This window comes from Pseudomonas putida (genome assembly GCF_009883635.2).
GTDB lineage: Bacteria > Pseudomonadota > Gammaproteobacteria > Pseudomonadales > Pseudomonadaceae > Aquipseudomonas > Aquipseudomonas putida_W.
Genome location: NZ_CP026115.2, coordinates 4,380,896 through 4,397,260, shown reverse-complemented (window position 1 = coordinate 4,397,260; position 16,365 = coordinate 4,380,896). Strand labels below are relative to the sequence as shown.

The window sequence follows — 16,365 nt, the reverse complement described above, 5'->3', positions numbered from 1 at the left end:
CTGTAAGCCGTTTCCCATATATAGCTAATCCTCCTACTGCGTCCCCCTGCCGACTTGCAACTGGGGTAAGGTGCCCCCTGCCTCCGTCATCCGCCGCAGGAAATCTGAACATGAATACTGTATTTATTGTCGATGACCATCCTGTCATCCGCCTTGCTGTCCGCATGCTGCTCGAAAACCAGAACTACAAGGTAGTGGGCGAATCGGACAACGGCGTGGAAGCCATGCAGAAGATTCGTGAAACCCAACCTGAGCTGGTCATTCTGGACATCAGCATCCCCAAGCTCGACGGCCTTGAGGTCCTTTCACGCTTCCAGGCCATGGCCCTGCCGCTGAAAGTCCTGATTCTCACCGCACAGTCTCCGGCGCTGTTCGCCGTGCGCTGCATGCACTCGGGGGCGGCAGGTTATGTATGCAAGCAGGAAGACCTGAGCGAACTGCTCAGTGCCATCAAGGCCGTACTGGACGGATACAATTATTTCCCCAGCCAGGCCATCCACAGCAATCACGAAACAGCAGACCCTGATTTGCGACTTTTCCGACTCGTTAACGACCGAGAACTTATGGTCTTGCAACTTTTCGCCCAAGGCCGCAGCAACCAGGAGATCGCCAAAGGGATGTTTCTCAGCAACAAGACCGTTAGCACCTACAAGAAGCGACTCATGCAGAAACTGCAGGCCGACTCGTTGGTCGATCTGATCGAAATGGCCAAACGCAACGCACTGGTCTGAGGTCGTCAATGGTGCAATTGATTGCCTGCCTTGGGCTTGTCCTGACGCTGGCCTGCCACCTGGCAGAGGCCTCATCCCATGAAGTCGTGCCCTATACCCTGCTGGCCCGTTCTTCGACGATGCCGATGAACCCGCAACTGACGGAGCAGCAACAGCAATGGCTGCAGGGCCGGCAAGCCCTGATCCTGGGCACCTCGGCGCCCGACTATCCACCTTTTGACATCACCAGTGGTGGGCAGATCTACCAAGGTCTCACCGCCGAATATGCCAGCCTGATCAGCAAAACGCTGAAGCTGCCGATCCAGGTCATGCGCTACCCTCACAGGCAGGCGGCGCTGCAGGCCCTCAAACGTGGAGACATCGACCTGCTCGGCAGCGCCAATGGTTACGAAGCGGCAACCGAAGGACTGACGCTTTCACACCCTTATGCGGTTGACCAACCCGTGCTGGTCACGCGGGAAGATGAACCGCCCGCCCTCAGTGGCAGCCTGAATGGCATGCGCCTGGGCATGCTCTACCACTACTTGCCCCTGGAGGCAGTCCATGCCGCCTACCCCAAGGCCGAAGTCCTGGTTTTCGGCTCCTCCACCCAGGCCCTCAATGCCGTGGCTTTTGGCCAGGCCGACGTATTCATCGGCGATACCATTTCGACTCACTATCAGCTCAATCGTGGGCACCTGCCACGCCTGCGCATGGCCAGCTTCGGCCAGCACGAGAACTTCGGTTTCAGTTTTGCCATGCGCTCCGAGGATAAGCAGCTCAAGGAGTTGGTCAATGCAACCCTCGACCGCCAGCCCAGCGCCGTACGCACCAGTATTCTCAAGCGCTGGAGTGCTGGCAGCGAGCTGCTGCTAAGCGATCGCCAGCTTCAGTTGTCCCCCGAGGAGGAGCAATGGCTGCTCAGCCATCCGGTCATGCAGGTCGCCATCGACGAAACGGCATCACCTCTGTCCTACTTCGATGGCAATGGCCATTTTCGCGGGATTACCGCTGACCTGCTTGACCTGATACGCCTGCGTACCGGACTGCGCTTTGAGGTACAGCGGGCCAATGGTATCGCCGATATGCTCGCCAGGCTGGAGAACGGGCGCGTGGACATGATCGCCGCCCTGGCCAGCGACGGCACTACCGACAAACACCTGCACCTGAGCCGGCCGTACCTCGAGAGCCCACATGTGCTGGTCACCCGCGCCCAGGGTGAGCAGTACGACTCACTGGAAAAACTGAACGGGCACCGGGTTGCCATTTCCCGTTACAGCAACCTGGACGATTTGCTGACAACCCGCTTCCCACAGATTGGCTGGATCGAGACCGAAAGCCCCTTTTACTCCGTGGCGCTGCTCAACAGTGGCGCCGTCGACGCCGTGATCACCCCCTTGATCGATGCCAACCACGCCTTGGCCAGCAATACCAACCTGATCATTCGCAGCACGGTGGGTAGCGAGCCAGCCCTCTTTTCCATGGCCACCAGCGATCAAGACATGCCGCTTGCCTCGATCCTCGACAAGGCCCTGCTAAGCATTTCACCGGAAGAGCTGGGGGTCATAAACAACCGTTGGCGTGGCTACGACTTGCATGAAGATGCAAGCTGGTCAACCGTGCGACGCCTGATCCTGAAAGTACTGCTGGGCACTGGCGTGTTGTTGTTGCTGGCACTGATCTGGAACGCCCGCCTGCGTGGGCAGATCAAACAGCGCCAGCGCGCTGAACGCGCGTTGAACGATCAGCTGGAGTTCATGGGTGCTCTACTCAACGGTACTCCGCATCCCATGTACGTGCGCGACCGGGAAGGCCACCTGCAAAGTTGCAACGCCAGCTACCTCGAAGCCGTCCAGTCCGGCCTTGAAGACGTGATTGGCAAGCGCCTGGATGAGAGCCTGTTCGCGGGCGCCGAGAACACCCGCCAGATCCAGGCCGACTATCAACAGGTGATGTCTGCCGGCGTGCCGCTGATCATCGACCGCCCCCTGCGCTTACGGGATCGGGAAATCACCATCTACCACTGGATCCTGCCCTATCGTGATTCGCTGGGCGAAGTGCAAGGGATCATCGGCGGCTGGATCGACATCAGCGAGCGTCGCAAACTGGTTCAAGAGCTGCGCGAAGCCAAACGCCTGGCCGACGACGCCAATCGCGCGAAGAGCACCTTCCTTGCCACCATCAGCCACGAGATCCGCACACCGATGAGCGCGGTCATCGGCATGCTCGAACTGGCATTGAGGCGCGCCCTGCAGGGGCAGGCGGACCCCACCTCGCTGGAAGTCGCCCATCACTCCGCCAGGGACCTGCTGGGCCTGATCGGCGATATCCTGGATATCGTGCGTATCGAGTCAGGCCACCTGTCCCTCAGTCCAGAGGCGGTCGATCCCGCAGTACTGGTCGAGTCGGTAGGCCGCGTATTCGATGGCCAGGCCCGGCAGAAAGGCCTTGCTCTGGACATCAGCATCAGCCCCAATGCCCGCTGCCACGGGTTGCTCGACCCGCTGCGCTTCAAGCAGGTCTTGTCCAACCTTGTCAGCAATGCCATCAAGTTCACCGAGCAAGGGCAAATCCACGTCACACTCGACTTGCGCGAAGAAGGCCCAGACTCACCGCCAACGCTGGAGCTCGAAGTACGTGACAGCGGCATCGGCATTCATGACGATGACCTGCTGCGGCTGTTCAACCCGTTCGTCCAGGCCAACCCACACAGCCAGGGGGCGCGTGCAGGCACTGGGCTGGGCCTTGCAATCTGCCACAGCCTGTGCGAGATGATGGGTGGCAACCTGAGCATCAAGAGCCTTCCGGGCTTGGGCACACAGGTTCGCCTGTTGATGCCGCTGGAACGCGTCGACGCCCCGGCGTCCCCCGTTTTTGAAATCGAAGAGGTCGAAGCTCCCGCCCCCGGCCTCACAGTGCTGGTCATCGATGATCACCCTGCCAACCTGCTATTGATGGCGCAACAACTGAGCTATCTGGGGCTCAGCCATGCCAGCGCCAGCAATGGCCGCGAAGGCCTGGAGAAATGGCGGGAAGCACCATTCGACGCACTGGTACTCGATTGCAACATGCCACACATGAACGGCTACCAGCTAGCCACTGCGGTTCGCAGCGAGGAACGCCAGAGGGGACGCCCGCGTTGCGTCATCCTGGGCTACACAGCAAACGCGCAACCCGAAGTCAGGCAAAAGTGCCTCAGCGCCGGCATGGACGATTGCCTGCTCAAGCCCATCAGCCTGCGCACCCTCAGCCAACGCCTGGCCAAGATTACGCCCCAGCGACGGCAAGCCATTGCTCCACTGTTCAACCTGGCGGGCCTGGCCGGCATCGTCGGCAACAACACCAGCAGCCGTACCCGCTTTCTCACCGCCGTGCACACAAGCCTGAAGGAAGACCTGACAATACTCATGGATTTTGACCCCCACCATCAGGCCGCCGAAATTCGCGAGCAGGCGCACAAGATCCTCAGCGCGGCACGGCTGCTGGAAGCCAAGGGCATGATGAAGGCCTGCACGGCCCTGGAGGAAGAACGTTCGTCTGCAGCCTGCATCAAACTGCAGCGGCAGGTACTGGCTCGGCATATGCGCCGAGTGGAGAAAGCGCTGGCCAGGGAACTGACCAGGGCTTGACTGAGCGACGCCCGTGCAGGGCGCCGCTCAGGCATGTATCAGGAAGCCGGGTTGATCGGCTTTTCCGGATACCAGGCGTCCAGCAGCGGGCTGACTTCGATGTTGGTCAGTTCGCTGCGGCCTTTGAGCCAGGCTTCGACAGCGGCACGCTGCTCTTCGCTGACCGAACCACGGTTGGCCAGGCAAACCAGACCGAAGTCATCGCCGCCGACGTAGTCCAGGCCGTTGGCATCCATGGCTTCTGCCAGGAAAGCGTCGAGGAAGGCATCGATGGCTTCGTCGGACAGGTCTTCCTTGAAACCCAGGTTCAATTCGAAACCCAGCTCCTGGAATTCATCAACGCACAGCTTCTTGCGCAGACGACGGGAACGGTTGGTAGCCATGAAACAATCCTCTTGAGTATTAACGCGCGGCACTTTACCAGTTTCCACGCTACAAAGGCGCTTTTCCGTCGAACGTGGCGCATGAACGCTGCGCTTGGGGCATAATGCGCTCTATATTTCATGCTGGGGTGATCATCTCTTACAGCCCCATTGTCTTTTTCCCTCGTCCGCAGGGTATTTAATCCATATGATCAAAAAGCTCCGCCCCCTCGTTCTCGCCGGCCTGCTGCTGCCGCTTGCATTGCCCAGCCAGGCAGCTGCCGTCAACACCTCCCTGCCGCCGAAAGTCCAGCAGGCGCTCAAGGCCAACAAGCTGCAGGACAGTGCACTGTCGCTGGTCATGCTGCCGCTGAACGGCCCAGGCTCGGCCACCGTGTTCAACGCCGATGTATCGGTCAATCCGGCTTCGACCATGAAGCTGGTCACCACCTACGCCGCCCTTGAACTGCTCGGCCCGACCTTCCAGTGGAAAACCGAGTTCTACACCGATGGCACCCTGAGCAATGGTGTGCTCAATGGCAACCTGTACCTAAAGGGCGGCGGCGACCCCAAGCTGAACATGGAAAAGCTCTGGCTATTGATGCGTGACCTGCGCGCCAATGGCGTACGCACCGTTACCGGTGACCTGGTGCTGGACCGCAGCCACTTCGTGCAACCCAACCTGCCGCAGTTCGACGATGACGGTGGCGACGTCAACAAGCCGTTCCTGGTCAAACCTGACTCGCTGATGATCAACCTCAAGGCCCTGCGCTTCGTGACCCGCAACGATGGCGGCAAGGTCACCGTCGCAGTCGAGCCACCGATCGCCAGCATCCGCATCGACAACCAGGTCAAGGCCGTGGCCTCCAAGCAGTGCAGCGGCGACGTGCGCTACAACCCGGTGCCGCAACCCGATGGCATCAGCGTGACCGTTACCGGCCAGCTGGGCGATGGCTGCAACTCGCAGACCTACCTGTCGCTGCTTGACCACCCGACCTACGCTGCCGGCGCCGTGAGGGCAATCTGGAACGAGCTGGGTGGCAGCATCCAGGGCCGAGACCGCGTCGAGAACGTGCCAAAGAGCGCACGCCTGCTGGCCCGGGCCTTCTCGCCCGACCTGGTGGAAGTGATCCGCGACATCAACAAGTACAGCAACAACACCATGGCCCAGCAGCTGTTCCTGAGCCTGGGTGCGCAGTTCCGTACCGACGCCGATGGCGACGACGCCCGTGCTGCCCAGCGCGTGGTGCGCCAGTGGCTGGCGAAGAAGGGCATCACCGCGCCGCATCTGGTGATGGAAAACGGCTCCGGGCTGTCACGTGCCGAGCGCGTCAGCACCCGCGAGATGGCCGCGCTGCTGCAGGCGGCCTGGAACAGCCCTTACTCGGCCGAGTTCATCAGCTCGATGCCGCTGGTGGGTATGGACGGCACCATGCGCAAACGCCTCAAGCGCACCGCCTTGACCGGTGAAGGGCACATCAAGACCGGTACCCTGAACACCGTGCGGGCAATTGCAGGCTTTAGCCGTGACAGCAATGGCAATACCTGGGCGGTGGCAGCGATCCTTAACGATCCGAAGCCGTGGGGTGCCTCGCAGGTGCTCGACCAGGTGCTGCTGGACCTGTATCGCCAGCCGAAGCTGAACAACAGCGCGACTGCTGCCACCCAATGATCCTGAGATAACCTGCACCGGCCTCTTCGCGGGACAAGCCCGCTCCTACAAGTACTGCGCAAATCCTGTAGGAGCGGGCTTGTCCCGCGAAGAGGCCGGTGCAGGCATCAGGTCAACTCTGCTTCAACCCTGTCTCTACCTGCCTGCTTGGCCGCATACACCCCTGCGTCCGCCCGCAACAGCAAGGCATCAGCCCCCTCCCCCTGCCGCCACCCGGCCACGCCAAAGCTCGCAGTCACCTTGCCCACCCCTTCGACCGGCACACTGCGCACGCCGTGCCACAGCTCCGTGGCCAGCATCCGTGCCTGTTCGGCATCGCTGCCCGGGCACAGCACCATGAACTCCTCCCCACCCAAGCGACAGAACACATCGGTGCGGCGCAAGCGCTGACCAATCCGTTGGCACAAGCTGCGTAGCACATGGTCACCCACCGCATGGCCGTATTGATCGTTGATCCGCTTGAAATGATCGATGTCGAGCATGATCACGGCCAGGTCCAGCTCATCTCGCTGGGCGCGGTCCAGTTCAACCTTGAGCCGCTCCTGGAAATAGCGGCGGTTGTGAATACCGGTCAGCGCGTCGGTCACCGACAGTGCACGCAATTCTTCCTCGACCCCCTTGAGGTCGGAGATATCGGTGAGGTAGCCATGCCACAGCGTGCAACCATTCTCGCCGGGCTCCGGCGTCGCTTCGCCGCGCACCCAGCGCAATCCGCCACGCGGTAGGCACACCCGGTACTCTTCGCGCCACGGTGAAAGGTGTTCTGCGGAGTAGCGCACCGAACGGCGCACGCGCTCCAGGTCATCGGGGTGAATGCGTTCGAATACCGCCGTGGCATCCTCGCGCAGCAACTGCAGATCGACCTCGTAGATGTCGAACAGCCCTTGGCTGGCATAGGGGAAGCACGAGTGACCATCTGCATCCAGCTGATATTGATAGATCCCGCCAGGTACTTCCGCGCTGAGTTTCTCCAGCAAGCGATCACGCAGGGCCAACGCCTCGTGCACACGGCGCCGCTCGGTGACATCGATGCAGATCGCCAGGTAGCCGACCCACAGCCCCTGCTCGTCGAGCACGGCGGTCACCAGCATGTTGGCCAGCAAGTGGCTGCCATCCTTGCGCAGCAAAGTCCATTCGCCGGGTTCCCCACCACTGTCCTGAATGGTCTCGGCGAACATCGCCTGGCCTCCGGCAATATGCCGCCCATAGCGCAGGCTCAAGGCATGGGCGCGCTGGCTGAGCTCTTCAGGCATCACCAGGTCTTCCAGCTGCAGGTGCCCGACGGCTTCACCGGCCGAATAGCCCAGCATGCGTTCAGCACCGGCGTTGAAGGTGCTGACCTCACCCTTGAGGCTGGTCGCGATGATGGCCACCTGGGTTGCGGCATCCAGCACGCTGCGCAACTGGTTGTGGGTATCGCGCAACGATTGTTCGCTGACCCGCAGCTGGGCCGTGCGTTGCTCGACCAGGGTCAAGGCCCGCTGGCGCTGGCTGAACAGGCTGTAGAGCAATGCGCTCAGCAACAGGCTCAGCAAACCGCCGAGCAGCCCCACGGCCAAGACCGCGCCGGACTGGTTGGCCTGCATGAATGCCTGGCTCGGGCGAATGTCGAGCTGGAAATGGTGATCGGCCAAGTGCAGCAACTGCGTGCTGACCATGGCCAGTGCCGCCACCTGGTTCTGCGAATCGAACAGCACTTCATGGCCATCGCGCCCGCTCGGGTCGATGATACGGACCACCAGGTTGTCATTCGCCGCGACCGGCAGGCCTTCGGTGACCAACTGGCGCATGTTCAGCAAGGCCATGACATAACCCGCTGGCGGGTCATCAGGCCGTGCATCGGAGAACACCGGGGCTACCATCAGCAGCCCACGGGTAAAGTCAGGGGCGACGTTGAGCATGTCCAGCGGCTCGGAAACCGCCATGCTGCCTGGCTGCAGGGCCCGCGCCAAGGTCTGCTCACGGGCCGGCTGGCTGCGCAGGTCGAGCCCGTAGGGTTGCCCCTGCAAATGGTCGGCCTGGGTGTAGAGCACCGGGTAGTAATGGTCGCGCCGTGGTGAGGGGTGCCAGTGACCTGCGCTATCCACCTCGCGGATCAGGTAATCCTGCCCTAACCAGATGCTCGCCTGGCGCTCGAACTCGCGCCGTTGCCCGGCCTCGACCCGTGGTGCCCAGGAATAGGCCAGGGTCCGCTGCAGTAAAGGCCGGGCGTAGCCATCGAACTCACGCGGGGTGATTTCGTTGGAGTAGGTGAAGAAGCGCCGCAAGCCATCCAGGCGTTGTTCCTGGTCGTCGAAACGCTCTGCAATGCGGCTATGGCGCTCGCTGGCCAGCAGCTCGAAGCGCTGGCGCAACTGTTGTTTGTAGAAGGCCTGGGTGGCCAGCGCCAAGCCAACCGACAGCAGGACGCCGGCGACCAACGCCACCAGCGCCACCGCCCAGCCAGCCATCGCCTCTCGGCACAGGCCCAGCACCTTCGCACGCACGCCCCACTTCGACATAGATCGATCTCATCACGTCAGCGTCCTGCGAATTCTCTGGCCCTGTGCTGAGTTATAGCTATTGGCCATTAGGCACGCAATGCGCCTCGTCGAATTAACGCAATTGCAGGCGCCAGGCGCGGTGAATGCGGTTGTTGCGGGCGAAGTCCGGGTCCAGGGTCTGGGCGCTGATTTCTTCCACCGCATAGCGCGTGCTCACATGCTCGTCGAGCTGGAACTTGCGGAAGTTGTTGGAGAAATACAGCACGCCACCCGGTGCCAGGCGAGCCATGGCCAGGTCGAGCAGTTGCACATGGTCGCGCTGGACGTCGAACACCCCTTCCATGCGTTTGGAGTTGGAGAAGGTCGGCGGGTCGATGAAGATCAGGTCATAGCTGTCGCGGTTGGCTTCCAGCCAGGCCATGACATCGCCCTGCTCCAGGCGGTTACGCTCGGAGAAACCGTTCAGCGACAGGTTGCGCCGCGCCCAGTCCAGATAGGTTTTCGACAGGTCGACGCTGGTGGTGCTGCGTGCACCGCCCTTGGCCGCGTGCACGGTGGCCGTGGCGGTGTAGCAGAACAGGTTGAGGAAGCGCTTGCCGTTGGCCTCGCGCTGGATGCGCATGCGCATCGGGCGGTGGTCGAGGAACAGCCCGGTGTCGAGGTAGTCGGTGAGGTTGACCAACAGCTTGACGCCGCCCTCGTTCACTTCCTGGAAGCGACCTTCGGTAGCCTGGCGCTCGTACTGGCGAGTGCCGCTCTGGCGCTCGCGACGCTTGAGCACCACACGCTGTGGGTCGATGTTCAGTGCCTGGGGGATCGCCGCCAGGGCATCGAGCAGGCGTGCCTGGGCCTTGTCCGGGTCGATCGAGCGGGGGGCTGCGTATTCCTGCACGTGCACCCAATCCTGGTAGAGGTCGACTGCCAAGGCATACTCAGGCATGTCGGCATCATACAGGCGGTAGCAGTCGACCTGCTCACGACGGGCCCACTTGCCGAGCTGCTTGAGGTTCTTCTGCAGGCGGTTGGCGAACATCTGTGCGCCTTCCGACAGGCGTGCCGGCTCGCTGGCAACCGCCGCAGGGCGGCGGACCTCGCCATTGTCAGTCTGGGCCTCGCGGCGCTCGCCGGTAACGAACTGATCAGGCTGGACCTTGAACAGCAGCAGCCTGCATGGCAACGCACCGTTCCAGAAGGCATATTGCTTGTGGCTGCGCAGGCCCATGCGCTTGCCCAGCTCCGGTGCGCCGGTGAACACCGCCGCCTCCCAGCCCATGCAGGCCTGGCGCAGGCGTTCGCCAAAGTTCTGGTAGAGGTACAACAGGCTGGCCTCGTCGCCCAGGCGCTCGCCGTACGGTGGGTTGCTGATGACCAGGCCTTTCTGGTTCTGGTCCGGGCGTGGCTCGAAGGTGCTGACTTCGCCCTGGTAGATCTTCACCCAGTCGCCAAGGCCTGCACGCTCGACGTTGTTGCGCCCCGGCTGGATCAGCCGCGGGTCGGCTTCATAACCGCGAATCCACAGTGGCGGCTTGGCCAGGCCGGCTTGCGCGCGGGCCAGGCCTTCTTCGTGGACCTTGCGCCAGGTCGCCGGCACATGGCCGAGCCAGGCACTGAAGCCCCAGCGTTCACGCTTGAGGTTGGGCGCGATATCGGCGGCGATCATCGCCGCCTCCACCAGGAAGGTACCGACACCGCACATCGGGTCGGCCAGGGCGCCGCCTTCGGCGGCAATGCGTGGCCAGCCGGCACGGATCAGCACCGCAGCCGCGAGGTTTTCCTTCAGCGGCGCGGCGCCTTGCTGCAGGCGGTAACCACGCTGGTGCAGGCTGTGGCCGGACAGGTCGAGCGACAGGATCGCCTCGCCACGGTCCAGGCGCAGGTGCACGCGCACATCCGGGTCGACCTTTTCCACCGACGGGCGCAGGCCCTCACGGTTGCGCAGCTTGTCGACGATCGCGTCCTTGACCTTCAGCGCACCGAAATGGGTGTTGTCGATGCCCGAGCCATGGCCGCTGAATTCCACTGCCAGGGTACCGTCGGCCGCCAGGTGGTCAGCCCAGTCGACGGCATGCACGCCATCGTAGAGATCGTCGGCGTTCTTCATCGGGAAGCGCTTGAGCACCAGCAACACGCGGTTGGCCAGGCGCGACCAGAGGCACAGGCGATAGGCGGTTTCCATGTCGGCGGCGCCGCGAATGGCCGAGGTGTGCTCACGCACATCATCGAGGCCGAGGCCTCGGGCCTCTTCGGCAAGCAGGCCTTCCAGGCCTTTGGGGCAGGTGAGATAGAGTTCGAAACGGTCCGACATGAGTATTCCAGCGCCTTGGGCTATGTAAGTGACGAGGCGACGCATCGCCTGGCCGATGTTTGCCCGAACGCCCTTCCAGCAAGCGTCCGAGTGGCCTTCCCCGCTGCATCAGCGCAGCCGAGGGGCCGGGCCGCCTGATCGATCCGCTGTTCGCCAGGTGGCAAAAACAGCTTAGATCATCAGGCAGTACCAATAATTTCCGTCGACTCCGGGACCGGTGTGACCCTTCGTCGCATTACCGAATATTTCTGTCATCCTGCCGCAACGCTGGCGAAATGACGTCAAGGTTCAGCAAACCCTGATCACAGCGGGCTCAACGTCAAACAAGGTTGAGTCGCATTTATTTACTTATCCCCTCACCCTTGGAAAGGTTACGTGCTTATGACAAATCGATCATTCACACGGTGACCTGCATTCGATAGAACTGGTCTCAGGCCACTTCGCAACGAGGCGGCACTTTCAGCTCGCCACGCCGGCAGCGAGCGCAAAACCGGCAGAAAGACTCTGCCCGGCCTCGGAGAGGCCGACGGGACATTACAGTCAACAAGTGAGGGCAACACCCTATGAGAAGACTTAAGCGTGATCCGTTGGAAAGAGCATATTCACGTGGCTACCAATACGGGGTCACCGGCAAATCCCGCGAACTTTGCCCCTTTACTCTTCCTTCAGTTCGCCAAGCCTGGATCAACGGCTGGCGCGAAGGTCGCGGTGATAACTGGGACGGAATGACTGGCACCGCTGGCATCCATAGACTCAACGAAAATCACGCCGTTGGCTGAACGAGGACACTGAATTCGAGTTACCATGCGCGCCCTATCCGGGCGGCGGGCTTCGGCCCAGGGGCCCCTTGACGGGGCCCTTTTTTATGCCCGCCTTCAGGCCTTGGGCATTGCCGCGATCGCATCCACCGCTTCGCGAATCAGTGACGGCCCCTTGTAGATGAAGCCCGAGTAGATCTGCACCAGGCTCGCCCCTGCGGCGATCTTCTCTGCCGCATGACGGCCTTCGGTAATGCCACCGGCGGCGATGATCGGCAGCTTGCCACCCAGCTCGCCCGCCAGCACCTTGACGATATGGGTGCTCTTCTCCAGCACTGGCGCGCCCGACAGGCCGCCGGCCTCGCCACCATGCTCCAGCCCTTCGACACCCTCGCGGCCCAAGGTGGTGTTGGTGGCAATCACCGCGTCCATTCCCGACTCCATCAGCGCCGAGGCCACCAGCGCGGTTTCCTCGTCGCTCATGTCCGGCGCGATCTTGATCGCCAGCGGCACACGCTTGCCCTGTTCGGCGGCCAACTGCTCACGGCGTTCGGCCAGGGCATCGAGCAGCTGCCTGAGCGAGTCGCCGAACTGCAGGCTGCGCAGGCCCGGGGTGTTCGGCGAGCTGACGTTGACGGTGATATAGCTGGCTTCGCGATAGACCTTGTTAAGGCAGATCAGGTAATCGTCGACCGCACGCTCGACCGGGGTATCGAAGTTCTTGCCGATGTTGATGCCCAACACACCGTCGTAGCGCGAAGCACGCACGCGCTCGAGCAGGTGATCGACACCCAGGTTGTTGAAGCCCATGCGGTTGATGATCGCCGTTGCCTGCGGCAGGCGGAACAACCGTGGCTTGGGGTTGCCCGGCTGCGGACGCGGGGTCACGGTGCCGATCTCGACGAAGCCGAAGCCCAGCTGGGCAAAGCCGTCGATGGCCGCGCCGTTCTTGTCCAGGCCCGCCGCCAGCCCCACCGGGTTGGCGAAGTTCAAGCCCATCACGGTCACCGGCAACGCGGCCGGCTGCTTGCACAACACGCCATTGAGCCCAAGCCGGCCACCGGCGCCGATCAGGTCCAGGGACAGGTCATGGGAGGTTTCCGGGGAAAGCTTGAACAGCAGCTGGCGGGCCAGGGTATACATGGGCGGGCAAGGCTCGGGGTGAGTGAGGCAGCGATTATAGCCAGCGCGCGCCCGGCATGACAGGGGCTTGGCACATGGGTTGCTACTTCCCTTGCCTACAGCCTGTTCAGTTCGACCGAGGACCTTCGTGAATACAGCACCTCTAGCCTGGGTAAACGGCAGCGACGCACCGGAAAAACCCAGCCTCAACATCGGCTACATGGCCCTGACCGATTGCGCCTCGGTGGTGGTCGCCGCCACCCAGGGCTTCGCCCAGCAACACGGCCTGACCCTCAACCTCAAACGCCAGGGCTCCTGGGCCGGCCTGCGCGACAAGCTGGCCAGCGGCGAGCTGGACGCCGCCCATTGCCTCTACGGCCTGGTCTACGCCGTACACCTGGGCATCGGTGGTGTACCGGCCAGCGACCTGGCAGTGCTTATGGGGCTGAACCAGAATGCCCAGGCCATCAACCTGTCGCCGGCCCTGCAGCGCAAGGGCGTGACCAGCCCTGAGGCACTGGCGCAACAGGTGCACCAGCATGGCGCACGGCTGACTTTCGCCCAGACCTTCCCCACCGGCACCCACGCCATGTGGCTGTATTACTGGTTGGCCAGCCAGGGCATCCACCCGTTGCACGACGTTACCAGCGTGGTGGTGCCACCGGCACAGATGGCGGCGCATATCCAGGCCGGGCGCATCGACGGTTTCTGCGTCGGTGAGCCTTGGGCCGCTGCCGCCGTCAGCCAGGGCCAGGGCTTCACCCTGGCCACCAGCCAGTCGATCTGGCCCGACCACCCGGAGAAGGTACTGGCCTGCACCCGCACCTTCGTCGAGCACAACCCCAATAGCGCACGCGCACTGGTCAAGGCAGTACTTGCTGCCAGCCGGTTCATCGAACAGAGCCAGGAGAACCTGCGCAGCACCGCGCAACTGCTCAGTGGTAGCGCCTACCTCGACACACCGATCGAAAACGTCGAGCCGCGCCTGCTGGGCGACTATCAGGACGGCCTGGGTAACGCCTGGCGCGACCGGCACGCCTTGCGCCTGTTCGACCATGGCCGTGTCAACCTGCCTTACCTGTCGGACGGCATGTGGTTCATGACCCAGTTCCGCCGCTGGGGCCTGCTGCGTGACGATCCCGACTACCTCGGCGTTGCTCGCCAGGTGCAGCAACTGGCGCTGTACCGCGAGGCCGCTGACGCACTCGGCGTGCCCTGCCCCGAGTCAGCCATGCGCAGCAGCCTGCTGATCGACGGCACGCGCTGGGACGGCACCGATCCGTATGCCTACGCCCGCAGCTTCCGCCTGCACGCCCTGGGCCATGCGCCCGATGCCCGAGTCGGTCTGTGAGGGCCATCACCATGCTGCGCATCCTGCTGATCGACGACACCCAGAAGAAGGTTGGCCGCCTCAAGGCCGCACTGCGCGAAGCCGGATTCGAAGTGATCGAGGCGCCAGACCTGACCATCGACCTGCCGGCCTGCGTCGAAACGGTGCGCCCGGACGTGGTGCTGATCGATACCGACTCACCCGACCGTGACGTGATGGAGCAGGTGGTGCTGGTCAGTCGCGACCAGCCACGGCCCATCGTGCTGTTCACCGACGAGCATGACCCGGCGGTAATGCGCCAGGCGATCCAGGCCGGGGTCAGCGCCTACATCGTCGAAGGCATCCATGCGGCGCGGCTGCAGCCCATTCTCGATGTCGCCATGGCGCGCTTCGAGAGCGACCAGGCGCTCAAGGCCCAGCTGTTGGCCCGCGACCAGCAACTGGCCGAGCGCAAGCGCATCGAGCAGGCCAAGGGGTTGCTGATGAAGATGAAAGACTGCAACGAGGAGCAGGCCTACACCCTGATGCGTCGGCAGGCCATGAGCCGCCAGCAGAAGCTGATCCAGGTGGCCGAGCAGATCATCGCCATGCATGAAATGCTGGGCTGAGGCCGCCTCACCAGACCAGAGTTGGCCCAGCTCTTGCTGAAGATATTTCACCGGTAGCCAACGGCGGTTGCCTCATAAAACTCCCGACAAAGACGTCGCTCTCCCCTCCACGCCAGTGGACCGGGTAGCGGCGTCTTTTTCGTTTCCGTTGCATTGCCGAGTGAGGTGTTCGATGAGTACCAGCTTCTGGAAATCCGGGCATGTGCCCACGCTGTTCGCCGCGTTCCTGTATTTCGACCTGAGCTTCATGGTCTGGTACCTGCTTGGCCCGCTGGCGGTGCAGATCGCCGCTGACCTGCAACTGAGCGCCCAGCAGCGGGGGCTGATGGTGGCTACGCCGATCCTTGCCGGTGCAGTGCTGCGCTTCGTCATGGGTGTGCTGGTCGATCGCCTGTCGCCGAAGACCGCTGGCCTGATCGGCCAGGTAATCGTCATCGTCGCCCTGGCCGGCGCCTGGTACCTGGGCGTGCACACCTATGAGCAGGCCCTGCTGCTGGGTGTATTCCTCGGTGTTGCCGGTGCCTCGTTCGCCGTGTCGTTGCCGCTCGCGTCGCAGTGGTACCCGCCGCAGCATCAGGGCAAGGCCATGGGCATCGCAGGTGCGGGCAACTCCGGCACCGTGTTCGCCGCCCTGCTGGCCCCGGTGCTGGCCGCCGGGTTTGGCTGGAACAATGTGTTCGGCTTTGCCGTGCTCCCGCTGCTGCTGACCCTGGTGCTGTTCGCCCTGCTTGCCCGCAATGCTCCGCAACGGCCCAAGCCCAAGGCGGCAGCCGACTACCTCAAAGCCCTGGGCGACCGTGACAGCTGGTGGTTCATGTTCTTCTACAGCGTCACCTTCGGCGGCTTCATCGGCCTGGCCAGCGCCCTGCCCGGCTACTTCAGCGACCAGTACGCCCTGAGCCCGGTTACCGCTGGCTACTACACCGCCGCCTGCGTGTTCGCCGGCAGCCTGATGCGCCCGCTGGGTGGCGCCCTGGCCGACCGTTTCGGCGGCATCCGCACGCTGCTCGGCATGTACAGCGTGGCTGCCATCTGCATCGCGGCAGTCGGCTTCAACCTGCCGAGCGCGGCAGCCGCCCTGGCGCTGTTCGTCAGTGCCATGCTCGGCCTCGGCGCCGGCAATGGCGCGGTGTTCCAGCTGGTACCACAACGCTTCCGCCAGGAGATCGGCGTGATGACCGGGCTGATCGGCATGGCCGGTGGCATCGGCGGCTTCCTGCTGGCAGCAGGGCTCGGCGCCATCAAGCAGCACACCGGCGACTATCAGCTGGGCCTGTGGCTGTTCGCCAGCCTTGGCCTGCTCGCCTGGTTCGGCCTGCACGGGGTCAAGCAGCGCTGGCGCACCACCTGGGGCTCGGCAGCGGTTACCGCTGCGCGGGTCTGAGG

11 protein-coding genes are annotated in these 16,365 nt (G+C 63.0%); 7 read left to right on the top strand and 4 right to left on the bottom strand.

What is annotated here, in order from left to right:
- Positions 1-110: 110 nt before the first annotated feature.
- Both C2H86_RS20020 and C2H86_RS20015 read left to right on the top strand, forming a co-directional pair.
- A complete protein-coding gene (locus C2H86_RS20020) occupies positions 111-731 on the top strand; it encodes a response regulator transcription factor (RefSeq protein ID WP_159409483.1) in 621 nt (206 codons plus the stop codon).
- 8 nt (positions 732-739) lie between these two features.
- Positions 740-4,339, top strand: coding sequence for a transporter substrate-binding domain-containing protein (locus tag C2H86_RS20015; RefSeq protein ID WP_159409482.1), 3,600 nt, complete (start codon positions 740-742; stop codon positions 4,337-4,339).
- A 38-nt stretch (positions 4,340-4,377) separates the two neighbouring features.
- Here C2H86_RS20015 and C2H86_RS20010 read toward each other — a convergent pair whose 3' ends face one another.
- Positions 4,378-4,722: a YggL family protein gene (locus C2H86_RS20010; protein WP_159409481.1), complete on the bottom strand. Its 345-nt coding sequence runs from the start codon at positions 4,720-4,722 to the stop codon at positions 4,378-4,380.
- 187 nt (positions 4,723-4,909) lie between these two features.
- Between C2H86_RS20010 and dacB the strand changes: the two genes are divergently transcribed.
- The gene (gene dacB / locus C2H86_RS20005) at positions 4,910-6,373 is read left to right on the top strand and encodes a D-alanyl-D-alanine carboxypeptidase/D-alanyl-D-alanine endopeptidase (RefSeq protein ID WP_159409480.1); all 1,464 of its coding nucleotides are present in this window, start codon (positions 4,910-4,912) and stop codon (positions 6,371-6,373) included.
- Positions 6,374-6,480: 107 nt separating this feature from the next.
- Here dacB and C2H86_RS20000 read toward each other — a convergent pair whose 3' ends face one another.
- The gene (locus tag C2H86_RS20000; RefSeq protein ID WP_159409479.1) at positions 6,481-8,874 is read right to left on the bottom strand and encodes a sensor domain-containing diguanylate cyclase; all 2,394 of its coding nucleotides are present in this window, start codon (positions 8,872-8,874) and stop codon (positions 6,481-6,483) included.
- A 94-nt stretch (positions 8,875-8,968) separates the two neighbouring features.
- The gene (rlmKL, locus tag C2H86_RS19995; RefSeq protein ID WP_159409478.1) at positions 8,969-11,161 is read right to left on the bottom strand and encodes a bifunctional 23S rRNA (guanine(2069)-N(7))-methyltransferase RlmK/23S rRNA (guanine(2445)-N(2))-methyltransferase RlmL; all 2,193 of its coding nucleotides are present in this window, start codon (positions 11,159-11,161) and stop codon (positions 8,969-8,971) included.
- A 563-nt stretch (positions 11,162-11,724) separates the two neighbouring features.
- Between rlmKL and rmf the strand changes: the two genes are divergently transcribed.
- The gene (gene rmf, locus C2H86_RS19990) at positions 11,725-11,940 is read left to right on the top strand and encodes a ribosome modulation factor (RefSeq protein ID WP_079227119.1); all 216 of its coding nucleotides are present in this window, start codon (positions 11,725-11,727) and stop codon (positions 11,938-11,940) included.
- A gap of 96 nt (positions 11,941-12,036) precedes the next feature.
- Here rmf and C2H86_RS19985 read toward each other — a convergent pair whose 3' ends face one another.
- Positions 12,037-13,062 carry a quinone-dependent dihydroorotate dehydrogenase gene (locus tag C2H86_RS19985; protein WP_159409477.1) on the bottom strand — a complete coding sequence of 342 codons (1,026 nt, stop codon included), beginning with the start codon at positions 13,060-13,062 and terminating at the stop codon, positions 12,037-12,039.
- 127 nt (positions 13,063-13,189) lie between these two features.
- On the opposite strand from C2H86_RS19985, the gene C2H86_RS19980 reads away from it, so the two are divergent.
- From C2H86_RS19980 to C2H86_RS19970, 3 genes are all read left to right on the top strand, one after another.
- Positions 13,190-14,392, top strand: a complete 1,203-nt coding sequence (locus C2H86_RS19980) for a CmpA/NrtA family ABC transporter substrate-binding protein (protein ID WP_159409476.1) — start codon at positions 13,190-13,192, stop codon at positions 14,390-14,392.
- Between the two features lie 11 nt (positions 14,393-14,403).
- Positions 14,404-14,979: an ANTAR domain-containing response regulator gene (locus tag C2H86_RS19975; protein ID WP_110632488.1), complete on the top strand. Its 576-nt coding sequence runs from the start codon at positions 14,404-14,406 to the stop codon at positions 14,977-14,979.
- Between the two features lie 172 nt (positions 14,980-15,151).
- Entirely contained in the window at positions 15,152-16,363 is a 1,212-nt protein-coding gene (locus tag C2H86_RS19970; protein WP_159409475.1) for a nitrate/nitrite transporter, read from the top strand.
- Positions 16,364-16,365: the final 2 nt, after the last annotated feature.

Coding starts and splice junctions, on each gene's coding strand:
- C2H86_RS20020 (WP_159409483.1), top strand. CDS start 111: ATGAATACTGTATTTATTGTCGATGACCATCCTGTCATCCGCCTTGCT.
- C2H86_RS20015 (WP_159409482.1), top strand. CDS start 740: ATGGTGCAATTGATTGCCTGCCTTGGGCTTGTCCTGACGCTGGCCTGC.
- C2H86_RS20010 (WP_159409481.1), bottom strand. CDS start 4,722: ATGGCTACCAACCGTTCCCGTCGTCTGCGCAAGAAGCTGTGCGTTGAT.
- dacB (WP_159409480.1), top strand. CDS start 4,910: ATGATCAAAAAGCTCCGCCCCCTCGTTCTCGCCGGCCTGCTGCTGCCG.
- C2H86_RS20000 (WP_159409479.1), bottom strand. CDS start 8,874: ATGTCGAAGTGGGGCGTGCGTGCGAAGGTGCTGGGCCTGTGCCGAGAG.
- rlmKL (WP_159409478.1), bottom strand. CDS start 11,161: ATGTCGGACCGTTTCGAACTCTATCTCACCTGCCCCAAAGGCCTGGAA.
- rmf (WP_079227119.1), top strand. CDS start 11,725: ATGAGAAGACTTAAGCGTGATCCGTTGGAAAGAGCATATTCACGTGGC.
- C2H86_RS19985 (WP_159409477.1), bottom strand. CDS start 13,062: ATGTATACCCTGGCCCGCCAGCTGCTGTTCAAGCTTTCCCCGGAAACC.
- C2H86_RS19975 (WP_110632488.1), top strand. CDS start 14,404: ATGCTGCGCATCCTGCTGATCGACGACACCCAGAAGAAGGTTGGCCGC.
- C2H86_RS19970 (WP_159409475.1), top strand. CDS start 15,152: ATGAGTACCAGCTTCTGGAAATCCGGGCATGTGCCCACGCTGTTCGCC.